10 protein-coding genes are annotated in these 12412 nt (G+C 42.5%); 2 read left to right on the top strand and 8 right to left on the bottom strand.

Translation table 11 applies throughout. The features are described from left to right. Positions 1 to 8: 8 nt before the first annotated feature. The 7 genes from ABEB05_RS08745 to ABEB05_RS08715 form a co-directional block, all read right to left on the bottom strand. A complete protein-coding gene (locus tag ABEB05_RS08745) occupies positions 9 to 938 on the bottom strand; it encodes a hypothetical protein (RefSeq protein WP_265789374.1) in 930 nt (309 codons plus the stop codon). A 228-nt stretch (positions 939 to 1166) separates the two neighbouring features. Further along, on the bottom strand, positions 1167 to 2273 hold the full coding sequence (locus tag ABEB05_RS08740; protein ID WP_265789373.1) for a glycosyltransferase family 4 protein: 1107 nt from the start codon (positions 2271 to 2273) through the stop codon (positions 1167 to 1169). A gap of 114 nt (positions 2274 to 2387) precedes the next feature. Then, entirely contained in the window at positions 2388 to 3623 is a 1236-nt protein-coding gene (locus ABEB05_RS08735) for an O-antigen ligase family protein (RefSeq protein WP_265789372.1), read from the bottom strand. Further along, positions 3620 to 4516: a sulfotransferase gene (locus ABEB05_RS08730; protein ID WP_265789371.1), complete on the bottom strand. Its 897-nt coding sequence runs from the start codon at positions 4514 to 4516 to the stop codon at positions 3620 to 3622. The genes ABEB05_RS08735 and ABEB05_RS08730 overlap by 4 nt, the downstream gene beginning before the upstream one ends. Positions 4517 to 4523: 7 nt before the next feature. Continuing rightward, positions 4524 to 5864 carry a flippase gene (locus tag ABEB05_RS08725; RefSeq protein ID WP_265789370.1) on the bottom strand — a complete coding sequence of 447 codons (1341 nt, stop codon included), beginning with the start codon at positions 5862 to 5864 and terminating at the stop codon, positions 4524 to 4526. 47 nt (positions 5865 to 5911) lie between these two features. Next, positions 5912 to 6454, bottom strand: coding sequence for a hypothetical protein (locus tag ABEB05_RS08720; RefSeq protein ID WP_265789368.1), 543 nt, complete (start codon positions 6452 to 6454; stop codon positions 5912 to 5914). Between the two features lie 77 nt (positions 6455 to 6531). Next, entirely contained in the window at positions 6532 to 8919 is a 2388-nt protein-coding gene (locus ABEB05_RS08715) for a GumC family protein (RefSeq protein ID WP_265789367.1), read from the bottom strand. Between the two features lie 260 nt (positions 8920 to 9179). Between ABEB05_RS08715 and ABEB05_RS08710 the strand changes: the two genes are divergently transcribed. Next, complete coding sequence (locus ABEB05_RS08710) at positions 9180 to 10178, top strand: aldo/keto reductase (RefSeq protein ID WP_265789366.1); 999 nt, start codon at positions 9180 to 9182, stop codon at positions 10176 to 10178. A 355-nt stretch (positions 10179 to 10533) separates the two neighbouring features. Next, positions 10534 to 10998, top strand: coding sequence for a CHRD domain-containing protein (locus tag ABEB05_RS08705; protein WP_265789365.1), 465 nt, complete (start codon positions 10534 to 10536; stop codon positions 10996 to 10998). Positions 10999 to 11004: 6 nt separating this feature from the next. On the opposite strand, the gene ABEB05_RS08700 is transcribed toward ABEB05_RS08705, so the two are convergent. Then, a complete protein-coding gene (locus ABEB05_RS08700) occupies positions 11005 to 12333 on the bottom strand; it encodes a nucleotide sugar dehydrogenase (RefSeq protein WP_265789364.1) in 1329 nt (442 codons plus the stop codon). Between the last annotated feature and the right edge of the window lie 79 nt (positions 12334 to 12412).

The raw sequence follows: 12412 nt of genomic DNA, 5'->3' as shown, positions 1-12412 counted from the left end.
AAAAGTAGCTATTCGACCTTACCGAGGTCGACCATGAACTGCCGGGTGGCCACCCACCAGGGAGCATCGTTGTCCCAGTCCTCTTTATCTTTGCGGGGCATCCACAACACAATTCCATCAGCATACTTGCGGGCGGTCTGCAGCTGCAGCTCCCAAAAATCCTGCTCAATAAACCGCCCTCCAAATTCCTCGTAATACGGGTGGTACTGGGGCCATAAAAACACATATACCGGGTTGTCCCCATTTAAGTGGCGCGCCATTTCAATCTGGGCTTTGGCCTCTTTTACCCAGTACTCCTTGTCGTCGTTAAACGTATACAGGGAGGGATAAAAGGCATCCACTTTGTCGGCCAGCAGTTGCAGATCTTCGTTTTGCTGCTTCCATTCCTGGTAGCTGCCCGAATCCACGTTTTTGGTGGAGTTCCAGAAGCTGCGGATCGGCGGGACCCCGTAAAAGCCAACCTGCATGTCCGGGTCTTCGGCCTTGACCCAGTCCACCACCGTCATAAACCGGTCCAAATTGGCCTGGACGGTCTCTTGGTCGCCTTCCAGGGGCCAGTGCTCAATATTGATCACCATGTTCCGGGTGCCGTTGCCGGCCGCATCGCGGACGATCCGGGCCAGCTTCTCCTGGTCAGGCATGGTGGTGGTCCCTTCCAGCTCGCTGGTGCTTTGCCCCCACAGGGACGGCGGATAGGCAATGCGAAGCGGGCTCAGTCCGTAGTTGTCCAGCGGCCACGGCTGCGGAACGTAACGCGTCCCGTCAAATACCTTGAAGGTACTATCCGTAACTACGGGTGAGGACATACCCAAAAGCATATCCGCTATTTCTGTTTGCTTTGCCAGCTCTTTGTTATCGGAACAGCTGTTTATGAAAAAAGGTATGCTTATAATTAAACTAAGCGTTAAAATAGCGAGGATATTTCTTCCAAAATACATGTTATTGATCCTAAGAATTACTTCCCCATTATACTGAGAATGGTAGAACTAAGAATACAGGGAATAAATTAATGGCAGCCGTAAGCCAATAATTTTAACCAGAAAACATCCCTCATCCCTGTTTTGTATCAAGCCGTAGATACAATTACAGTATACTATGTATTGCAAAAGGCCTTAAATTGTTCCCCCAGAAAATCCTTTCTGCTCACTTTCAGACTTAAGTTATTGTCAATCAATAACTTGCTCGTAAAATTCATGCAGCTTCTTTGCCTCATTTTGCCAACTATATTTCTCTAGTACCGCCTGCCTCCCTCTTTCTCCCATTTCTCTGGCTTTATTGGGGTTACGAATCAGCCACTGAATTGCTTCGGCTATCCCATGTTCATTTTCCGGATCCACACAGATACCACACTCTTCCTCTTCTACTATACTTCTATAAAGCGGGAAGTCAGATGCTATCACAGGAAGACCCAGCGCCATATATTCAAAGATTTTGGTGGGCAGTGATTCCAGGTAATTTGGTACAGGCATCAATATTGCCATTCCGATATGGCAACCAGCCATGATCTTGAGTCCATCTTCCGGTTTTAAAAACCCATGGAGGCGAAGAGTTAAATCATTACTCTGGGCTATTTCTTGCAATTGATTTAAATGGGGATCCGCCCCACCTCCCACGCACTCGAAGTGAACTTCCATCCCCTGTTTGTCGAGTACTTTTAGTGCATCCAGTAAAATAGCGCTACCACGATTGGGTCCAATTCGTCCGATATATCCAATGGTTGGAGTTTGTTGCTTCTTTTTATGAATACGCGCAATCTTATGGGCTTTCGGCATATTTAACACGGTCTCAGAAGTGCGTATCCACGGATATTCCCGCTCATAGGATTCCTCAGCAAAAATTATCCCAAAACGATTTAAGGTTAATTTCTCGAATCCATGGTAAAGGGTGCACAGTATCTTTCGAATACTTTTAGGAACCCATCCCTTCGACCTGATGGAGCCCGGTACGTTTTCATGCATATCAAAAATCACCTTCTTGCCCTTCATACGTAGCAATAGTCCTACCGGAATAAGCTCCGGATCGTGCAGATGATATAACTGGGCATCCTCTTCGAGCGCGTGTTGGAAGGCTTGCATGGTCGTAATCAACATACGCTTTACACGGGATGATTGCCTTTCTAAACCGATAACCGGAATACCTTCAACCTTTCCACTTTCTGCATGAGGAATGATTAAGGTTAAATCATATTTCTCACTCAAACTTTTACATTCTTTCCAGAATATCCGATTGTCAAAAAGCTCATGTACAGAAGATATATGTACAATTTTATTCATCTGATAAAAAAGTTAATCGGGTTTATTTGTTTGAAATTTAAAACCAACATATTTACTGGATGTAGTATTTGTTGGAACAGTTAATCCAGTCCTACTTATATCCATAGCCAAAGCCTATTCTTCCACTTGATCTTCCTTAGTTTTCGGCAACATCATTAGACCCAAGGTGGCAAATAAAAATCGATTATCCGGTATATCCCCACTTACAAATGCGTTAAGCAGTGCGTTTGCAAAGACCATCAGAATAATTAACCGATATGGATTCGATTGTATGACTTTCCAGGATCCCAAATTGCGAAGGGCATAGACAAATAAGGTTGTCATAATCAACATCCCGGCGATACCAAATTCGAATAGCGTCTCCAGAATAATATTATGAGGATAGCCGCGTGCATCAGTACCTTCAACTAAAACCGGCCAGCTTCCCACTCCATACCCAATTAACGGCTGTTTTATCCATAGTTCGAGGGTGGTAACATAATAAGAAAAGCGGGCTTGGGCTGATCCGCCCATCCCATCATTACTTTCCAATAAGAGTTCTAATCGACGTAGAGTCGCTGGTGCGTCCTCTTGGTTCATAAGGTACACCATGCTGGCGATCGACAAAACGACAACCGCAGCTAGAAATGTAAACGACCTTTTGATCCATATTACCGAAGCCGATTCAAATTTGATACTGGCCAGAAGAGGTATCGAAATAGGAATGAGTGTTGCCAGTAAGGGTCCGCGTCCCCCTACGACAAAAAGTAAATAGAGTAAAAAACCGATTATGCCCAACCCTGCTATTTTCAATATTGTAGATCTGGAATAATACAGGATATATCCTAATATAATCAGTACGGCAGGTCCCAGTACTCGTCCGATTCCCAAATAATTTCCACCGAGAGCGGTGACCATCCGTCCCCCTGATTGTTGATAGGCAATAAAAGTTTCCACTGCAATCCAAAATGAAAAGAAGACCACCAGGATTATAAAGCGCTTCAACCGTTCGGTACGGGAGGAAACAATGATGCTAGTTGCCAGCAGGGGCCAATACACCAGCGTTGCTATATACATGGCTTTTTCACTGGCATATATTTCTCCCGGTGTCCAGAAGAAACTTAACAAAACGTACCCGACAAATATAAAATAGATAAAATTTAATTTTAGAGAATCGAGTACAAAGAAGAGATCTTTATAGATTAAGATATAAACACCTGCGGCTACACTTAATACAAGGAAGAGAGCGGTCAAATCTACCGGCACCCAGGCAAACCTCGGATCCGCTTTATACCGCCCGGCATTCAAAAAAAGCACCAGTAGTAATTCAAAGCTTAAAAAGCTTATGATATAGCCGCCAACTTTATTCATACCTTATAATCATATTTTTTGGCGAGCTCTCCTGCTATCGCTTGCAACTTTGCCTTATCCTCACCTTTCCAATGCTCATACCGCGGAAAATTGCCACTACGCTGTTTATTCTTAGGCCCCAAGTCCGTTTTCAGTTGTCTTGGCTGTGGTTCATTAACAAAGTTTAGGATCTCTGTAACCACTGCATCCGGCTGCTTAAACAATTCTTCTGATTTTACTGTCATGACCCTTTGTGGACAACTCTCTTTAAAGTCCTCAATCATCTGATTTGTCCGATTCCATAACCAGGATACCTTTTCAATCCTTGAATAGGTATCCCATTTATCAAAGGCTACATCCTTTTCAATAGGACGTATTTTCCCATAATCAGCTATATAATCACTAGTATAGTATCCTCTGCGCATGCCGCTGCGGACAAATGCACCGGGATGTCTGACTATGTGAACAAACTTTGCTTCGGGCATAAGATCTCGGACGGACGGGGCAAAAAATGTCAATCGGTTGTTTGTTTCCACATATCTTTTTTCGAACATGTAGGCATCCTGAATAAGATGGTATCGCGCCGCCAGGAAAGCAGCTTTCCCTCCTTTATGGTTTACCAGATCATTGTCGTAAAGATATCTTGAGGCAGTCGCTAATCTGGGTATAGCCTCGTGTTCAACATGCAGGGTATCGGACTGTTTCAGTAAATGGGTAACAAAGTCTGTCCCGCAACGACCAGTGGACAACACGAACAAGCCTTTTGTCTTTCCCATAACCCGCTCGGGCAGATCATCAAAATTCTGCATATTATCGATCGCCTTTTGACGGCGATATTTTGTTTTAAAGTAATCAACAGAGTTTGAAATGATTTCCTTTAAAACGCCGTTTATCTCTCGAACTCCAAATTTCATAAACTCATTATCTTTTAAAGGTTGAAAAAATAGACGAATCTATATTCAGATTTTTCTTGACCAATGCATATAGCCATACATTCCAAATGACCATGGAGATAGCCGTTGCTATAGCGGCCCCAATAGCTCCATACAAGTAAATCCCAACGATATTAAGCAGAATATTTATGACAGCGCTAATGCCAAACACTTTGGCACTTTGGTCTTGATTCCCGGTCATATTCATAAAATATCCTACGGATCCTACACTGGCATTTGCCAGTTGACCAAAAACCAAAATGATCAAAATGGTTCTTCCCTCTACAAATTCACTACCAAAAAGGGAAAGTATTAAACCTGAACCTGCAATCAGCACGAGACTGATTAAAAGAGTTGGCCAAAAAACATATTGAGCAATTTTTTTCGCTAACTCCCTCATGGCATTATGCTTTTCTTCCGCATAAAGTTTAGCAATAGTGGGAGCGGCAATAGCATTAACCGCTGACAAGATAAAACTTACCAAGGCAGCCGTTCGGGAAGCAGCATTATATATCCCCGCTTCTTCCGGACCTATCATAGCCCCGACTAAGATAAGATCGCTGCGCTGTATCACCACTAAAAAACTGGATACAAGCATTAACGGTAGTGATACCCTTAGCCAGGTAGGGGTTTCAAACCGAGCCTTTACATTGCTAATCTTCTGCCAGTTATTCTTGAGATAGACCAAAAACTGCCCGCCGACCGAAAGTACATGGCATAAGATTACCAGCACCATAGTATTGATAATACTTACATTACCATGATAGGCCTTATACAAAAAAAGGCTTGTAACTATTAGTATCGGCAGAACGATGACTTGTGGTGTAAAAGCGAGAGCCATTTTGTTTTCAGCTTTCGCCATACCCTGCTGTAAACTTAGCAGGGCACGTAAAGGAATAATGCAAAATCCTAACAGCAAGGTTAATCCGGCTAAACTTTGGAAACCAGGGCCATAGAGTTCTACAATAAACGAGGCTACCACCGCTACCAAAGCACCCGCACCCAGTGTAACCGCCCAGCTTTGGACAATTATACCTTTAAATAATCCCGTTTGCCTATTCGTAAGATAGTCAGGAATAAATCGCATTACCCCGGTGGAAAATCCCAAACCGGCTGGTATAGCCAGGAGGATAGCCCAAGATAGTGCATATACGTAAGGTCCGTATATTTCAGCTCCTAATATGCGGGCTAAAAAAATTTCTGAAAAATACGTCAGACCCGCACCTCCTACCCGAATGACAAATACGAGACTGGCACCTTTTACTAAAATTGACTTTAGTCCCTTTCCATCTAGCACCTCCCTGGCTTCCGCCTTTAGCTTGTCAATCAATTTCTATAGCCACCCTTATTTATAAAAAAGGTTCAAAACCAGATTATTTATCTGAGACGCTCAACAAGTAAAAACCCTGCAGCCGCACTGGATATGACAGGAGCTATAACCCGTACATAATCGATGAAGGCAGGACGGCGCTTTACCTGCAGTGTTACTATATCGTTATTCTGTAAATCATATTCAAACATCTCCTCCGGTTCCGGGTCCTTATAACGGTAATTAAATGTTTTCACATTTACCCGTTTATTACTCTCGTTATAGCGGGAAACTTTAATTTCCAACCGTACCTTTGACCAGTCCAGTGAAGTTTCATTACTCCGAAAACTTGTCGGGCCAAAACTGTAGGAAATGAGCTCTGGTAATTTGGTAGACTTCGGGACAAGATACCGGCCGGCACTATTTACATCTCCCCACACATTAAGGGTATCAGCAAACTCGCCGGGCTCCGCGATACGAATAATCCGCTCGGCCATCCGAAACTGATCACTGTATTGTAGTTGCCTGCCCTGTACTTGCGCTGTGGCCGGATAAGCCATTGCTACAAGAAATAAAACGATTATAAGATTATATACAATGTCTTTCAGCATAATAATGGAGGTGAAAGTTTTAGAGTTAAATAATGTGTATAACTGAATACTATCCTGATTAATGGAACATCACATCTTTAGTATGACATATCTTTAGTATGAGAATAATAATCGTTATAAGTGGATTGATAGTAGCTCGACCTGTTATAGTAATCCGTGCTCTTTGACGGATCAAAAGCCGTAATGGCGAATCCAAGTATATTCGCTCGAATTTTATGCAGATAGTCCAGGGTATGATCCAGTTCAACTTCTTCTGTTTTCCTGAATCTTGTAACTACTACAATTCCGTCTACCAGCTTCATAATAGGAGCTGCATCTGTAACGATACCATAGGGTGCAGTATCAATAAGCACATAGTCGTAGTGCATCCCGAGGTTTTCCAGCAGGTATTCAAATTTAGGATTTTGATTGATAGCAGCTGGATTTGTTGTCTGGCTACCGCTGGGTAAAATATCTACGTTATCAGATAAATAGGAAGGAGATTGAATGGCATTTTCCAGTTTCACATCTCCACGAATCACATCCACAACGCCGGGCGAACGATCTATCCCAAACATATTATGCATACTGGGCTTACCAAGATCCGTATCAACGACAATCACTTTCTTTTTCGCTTCGGCCAGCAGCACGGCTAAATTACTAACCGTTGTTGTTTTACCCTCGCCCTTCGTCGAGCTTGTGATCAAAATGGTTTTCCCCGAGTCATCATCCGACTGGGCATATATAATGTTATAATTCATTCGTCGAAATGCTTCCGCACCGGGTGAAATAGGGTCATGTACGGAAATCAGATCAGAAGAAATTTCCCTGTCTACAACATTTATTTTACTGGAAGAAACCTTCTTCTTAGTTGCTTTTTGCAATACGGGAATTATTCCTAAAACCGGATAATCCCTGGCTCGCAATTCTTCAATACTGGTAATTTTATCACCGAATGAATTCCGGATGGTTAGGTATCCAATGCTAAAGATACCTCCGATGAAAAAACTTACCAACAAATAAAGCTTCCTGTTGGGCTTAACGGGTTCTTGGGGGACATAGGCTTCGTCAACAACTCGTCCCACACCAAATTGAGTCTTTTGCCAAAGCATCATTTCATTGTATTGATCCGAAACGGTTCGATACATCTGCTCGTTGATTTCATGGTCCCTTCTCAATCGGGCAAGATCCATCATATTATCAGGAAGATTGCCAAAAAATTGGCGCTCCTCCTGTAGCCGTTCGTCCAAAACCTCTGCTTTGGCTTCGTACTGATTTTTTTCGGCCTGTAATTCTACCAGTCTTTGATTAATCTCACTAACATCTTGAGTTACTCCGCCATCGGAATTAGATAGCATACCAAGATATTGATCTTTTTCAGAGGTCAGCTCTCCCGTTAACTTCTTAATTTCCTCTTTCATATACTCAATCTCCCTATTAAGCTTTTTAAATTCTTCAGGGGGATTCTCGTCATTTTTCAAGCCGGGATTTTTTGAAAGATATAATGTCTTACGGGTCTGCAACTCAGCAAGCTGATACTGATAGCGTTCTAACCGTGGACCTGAAACCTCAGAATATTGCTCGGAAAGCCCGGGCTTAATATTATCTAAACGTTTCTTGTACTCCTCAATTGCAGAATTTACGGCCACTAAGTCTGCCTTCACTGTTTGTCGTTCCGTCTCCAGCTGACTCAAACTGGTAATAAGCTCCTGAGTTTGGGCATCGACCTCTACTACATTACTTTGATTCATAAAACTGCGGAGACGTTGCTCTGACTCCTTTAGTTTATTTTCCAGTCGATTCCGCTCTTCTTCCAAAAATTCTACGGCCGAATTGGCTGTTTTCCGGTTTATATTAGTAGAAGTGTTGGTATATGTCTCCATTGCCAAATCGACCATGTCCTTTGCTTCTAATCGCGAAGGGCTTTCAAAAGTAACCTGAACTAAATTAGCTTCGGTAGCTTTCTGACTAAAGTTTATCTTCTTTTGTATACGGTTAACCAAAGTATCCTGACTGACAACGGTGGAATCTTCCGGATAGTTTTTCCATAAAATTGGATATATTTCTCCATTCTCCATTCGTTGTCTATCCAATATTTCACTTGCCATATTCAGGGATATTTGACGGGAACGAAGAAATTGAAGCTCATTTTCCAAGGTACTGTTAGCACCAACGGCATAGGTCTTGTTAAGTAGATTTGCCAGCTCACCATTCTCAGCAGACCGATCCTGTGAAGTTTCCTGAATCATAATTGAACCGATCCCCTCGTAAACAGGAGTAACCTGGTAAGAGTAAACTAACGCCCCAACCATACATAAAAATATAGAACCAAGAATTAGTTTTTTGTGCTGCTTAAAAGCAGCAAATATTTTCTTTAGATCAATCCTTCTTTCTACCTCATCCCGTTTATTACGGTTTTGATCACTACTTCCCGGATTCCCTGAAGACATGCCTCCATTGTTATTGGTAAAGTCATTGCGATTCATGGTTTCATTAAATTTTATTGACCCTGATAATGATTTAACGCCTCATCCTACTTTTAATGGCTGTTTTTCTTAAACCTGAATCCGCGGAATTTGTTTCAATCAAAATAAAAAATACACTGTTCTCAGCTTTTGCCAATCGAAAGAAGAAAAAGCTGAGAAATTTACTCCGGCTAAAGTTTTTTTACACAGAGAGTAACTTTGAAAAGAGTTAGTTTTTATTACCTTTCAATAACTTTTTAATAAACAAAACCAGTGGATACATGGAATACAGAAAAATTGGATCTAGCGATTTAACGCTCTCGGCCGTTACTTTTGGCGCATGGGCTGCCGGCGGTTGGATGTGGGGCGGAACCGAACAAAATAATGCGGTGGAAGCCATTCGCACAGCCTATGATCACGGGGTCACTTCTATTGATACCGCTCCGGCCTACGGACAGGGACTAAGCGAAGAAATTGTCGGAGAAGCCATCAAGGACTATCCACGCGATAAGGTTCAGATCCTCACAAAATTTGGCCTGCGCTGGGATACCACAAAAGGAGCCTTCCACTTCGACAGCAAAGACAATGACGGCAACGATATTAAGATTCATAAATACGCCGGAAAGGATGGAATTATTAAGGAATGCGAAGAGAGTCTCCGGCGCCTTGATACCGATTATATAGACCTGTACCAAATTCACTGGCCCGATCCTACTACTCCAATTACTGAAACGATGGAGGCGGTTTATCAATTGAAAAAGGACGGAAAAATCCGCGAAGCTGGGGTTTGCAACTACGATGTGGCTCAAATGAAAGAAGCGGAAACCGTTATTAAGCTAGCATCTAACCAGGTGCCTTACAGTATGGTACGCAGGGATATTAAGGAAGAGGTAGTGCCTCACTGTATCGCAAATAATAAGGGAATTCTGGCCTATAGTCCCCTGCAACGAGGTCTCCTGACAGGCAAGATGGAACCGGGCTATTCATTTGCGGAAGGTGATACCAGGCCCAATGAATTTTATTTTTCTGATGAGAATATCCGGCGAACTAATCGTTTTCTAGATGCTATCCAGCCTCTTGCTGACGAAAAAGATGCGACCCTGGCCCAGCTGGTTATTAAATGGACCATTGAGCAGCCGGGTATCACTATTGCATTGGTAGGCGCACGTAATCCGGAACAGGCTGAACAAAATGCCAAAGCGGTTTCCATCGAATTAAGCGATGATGAAATCAGCTTTATAAATGAGGAACTTGATCAGCTTAGCTTGGTCAAGGAATAGTTATTTATCAAATATTTTACTAATACAAAGACCTGACAGGTTTTCTGCGACCTGTCAGGTCTATTAGCTTTGGGATCTTTACTCCACTTCCTCGATCTATTTATGAAAATAAGTGTCATTCCGTACTCTGACCTGATAATCCGGTATTTTCGCCCTGATGACTGGGCAGGATCTAAAGCAAATACACTTCTAAGCCATTATTTACACATTCCATAAGATCTTTCAACAGGTGTTCAGGATAAACTGAATTTGAAGTTTATAAAGCTATTAAATCTAAGAACTGGCAGGTAACAATAATTCTCGTATTTATTTAGTTTATTACTTGTTGGGAAACCACTAAAAAAAGGAAATTACTATGACACTACGAAGAAGAAGTATCCTGACATTCTTTATCGCTTTTGTGCTGTGTCTCTCTATGAGCGTAGAAAAAAGTACTGCACAACAGGCGCATAAAATAATTCTGGCCGGATATAACCACTCACCATCTGTGCCCACATCGGGTTCAGGGATGGCGACAGTTAGCTTTGAGAATGATACCTTAAAGGTGAAAGGTGACTTTAAAAATTTAGTAGGCGCCTTCAGAGGCGCCTACATCATGGTTGGAGAAAAAGGGAAACCCGGAAATATGCTGTTCCGGCTCGAGGTTGAAGTCAATGAGGAACGGACCGGTGGCGTGATAAAACCAAAGAACAATGCCTTTACCCTTAATGACGCACAAAAGCCACTACTCAAAGACGGCGAACTCTTTATCAATATAACCAGCTATGAACACCCCAGCGGTGAGCTGCGGGGACAGATTCCGGGCATGAATATTGACTAATGCTTTCTAGGCCTGCCAAATATGAATATCCGATTTCCGATTGATACCATTCATTTCATGGCGGCTGTCAATAATACAGTCACTCCATTCGGCTAGCTGCTGATAATCAATATCCGAATGATTCGTGGAAATAATAACGGCATCGAACCCACTAATGGTCTCTTCATCCCAATTTACGCTTTTTGTGCCAGTCCAGTAATCGTGCTCTCGCGTAGGCTTTACTTCCGGGATGTGGGGATCATAGTAGGATACTTCAGCACCATACTTATCCACCAGGTCCATTATCTTGAAGGTAGGTGATTCACGCATATCGTCTACATCAGGCTTATAAGCCAAACCAATAACCAATACCTTACTGCCATTCATCGGTTTTTTGTGGGCATTTAGCGCTTTTAAGGTCTGATTAACCACATATTGCGGCATGGAGGTATTAATCTCACCAGCCAGCTCAATAAAACGGGTATTCTGTTCGTATTCCCGCGCCTTCCAGGTCAAATAAAAGGGATCGATAGGAATACAGTGTCCGCCCAAACCCGGTCCCGGTACAAATTTCATGAAGCCAAAAGGCTTGGTATCGGCCGCATCCAAAACCTCATGCACATCAATTCCCATTTGTTGAAATACTACCTTTAGCTCGTTAACCAAAGCAATGTTCACGGCCCGAAATACATTTTCAGTTATTTTTACCGCTTCAGCTGTCTTGGTATTTGAAACAGGAACCGTCTGCACAATTGAGGTATCATAAAGAGCACAAGCCAGTTTGATTGCATCCTCTCCATGTCCTCCTACCACCTTGGGTATTTTAGAAGTATTGAAATTGGGGTTTCCGGGATCTTCTCGCTCGGGACTGTAAGCTACATAGAAATCTTCTCCCGAAGTAAGACCCGATTTGGATTCCAGTATCGGAATAATCAGTTCCTCGGTCGTACCGGGATAGGTGGTCGATTCCAAGATTACCAGCTGACCTTTTCGAAGATTTTCTCCAACGGTAAAGCAGGTCCGTTCTACATATTGCATATCGGGCTCGCGATGTTCGTCCAATGGTGTGGGCACACACATCATCAGAGCATCAGCTTCTGATAGACGCTTAAAGTCAGTCGTTGCATCAACACGGTCACTTTTTGCCAGTTTCTGCATCATCTCTTTGCCGAGATGTTTAATATACGGACGACCTTCATTAATACAGTTTATCTTATCTTTATCTATATCGAAACCGATAACCGGCATATCATTTTCATGAAAAGTCCACATGAGTGGTAGCCCTACATATCCCAGCCCTATAATACCTACAGTAAATTCTTTCTTGTCAATTTTGTCTAGTAACTCTTGAAGCATGATCTTTTATTTATGATAAATTCGTTATTCGTTTAATGTAATCAGATTATAAAAAGGATGAATATACGCATATTACTAA

Source organism: Fodinibius salicampi (assembly GCF_039545095.1).
Lineage (GTDB): Bacteria > Bacteroidota > Rhodothermia > Balneolales > Balneolaceae > Fodinibius > Fodinibius salicampi.
Note: the sequence above shows the minus strand (reverse complement) of the source record. Positions and strands in the feature narration are given on the sequence as shown.

What these genes read in the sequence shown, in the direction of transcription:
- ABEB05_RS08700 (WP_265789364.1), bottom strand. Translation starts at nt 12,333, where the DNA reads ATGCTTCAAGAGTTACTAGACAAAATTGACAAGAAAGAATTTACTGTA.
- ABEB05_RS08715 (WP_265789367.1), bottom strand. Translation starts at nt 8,919, where the DNA reads ATGAATCGCAATGACTTTACCAATAACAATGGAGGCATGTCTTCAGGG.
- ABEB05_RS08730 (WP_265789371.1), bottom strand. Translation starts at nt 4,516, where the DNA reads ATGAAATTTGGAGTTCGAGAGATAAACGGCGTTTTAAAGGAAATCATT.
- ABEB05_RS08740 (WP_265789373.1), bottom strand. Translation starts at nt 2,273, where the DNA reads ATGAATAAAATTGTACATATATCTTCTGTACATGAGCTTTTTGACAAT.
- ABEB05_RS08745 (WP_265789374.1), bottom strand. Translation starts at nt 938, where the DNA reads ATGTATTTTGGAAGAAATATCCTCGCTATTTTAACGCTTAGTTTAATT.
- ABEB05_RS08705 (WP_265789365.1), top strand. Translation starts at nt 10,534, where the DNA reads ATGACACTACGAAGAAGAAGTATCCTGACATTCTTTATCGCTTTTGTG.
- ABEB05_RS08735 (WP_265789372.1), bottom strand. Translation starts at nt 3,623, where the DNA reads ATGAATAAAGTTGGCGGCTATATCATAAGCTTTTTAAGCTTTGAATTA.
- ABEB05_RS08710 (WP_265789366.1), top strand. Translation starts at nt 9,180, where the DNA reads ATGGAATACAGAAAAATTGGATCTAGCGATTTAACGCTCTCGGCCGTT.
- ABEB05_RS08720 (WP_265789368.1), bottom strand. Translation starts at nt 6,454, where the DNA reads ATGCTGAAAGACATTGTATATAATCTTATAATCGTTTTATTTCTTGTA.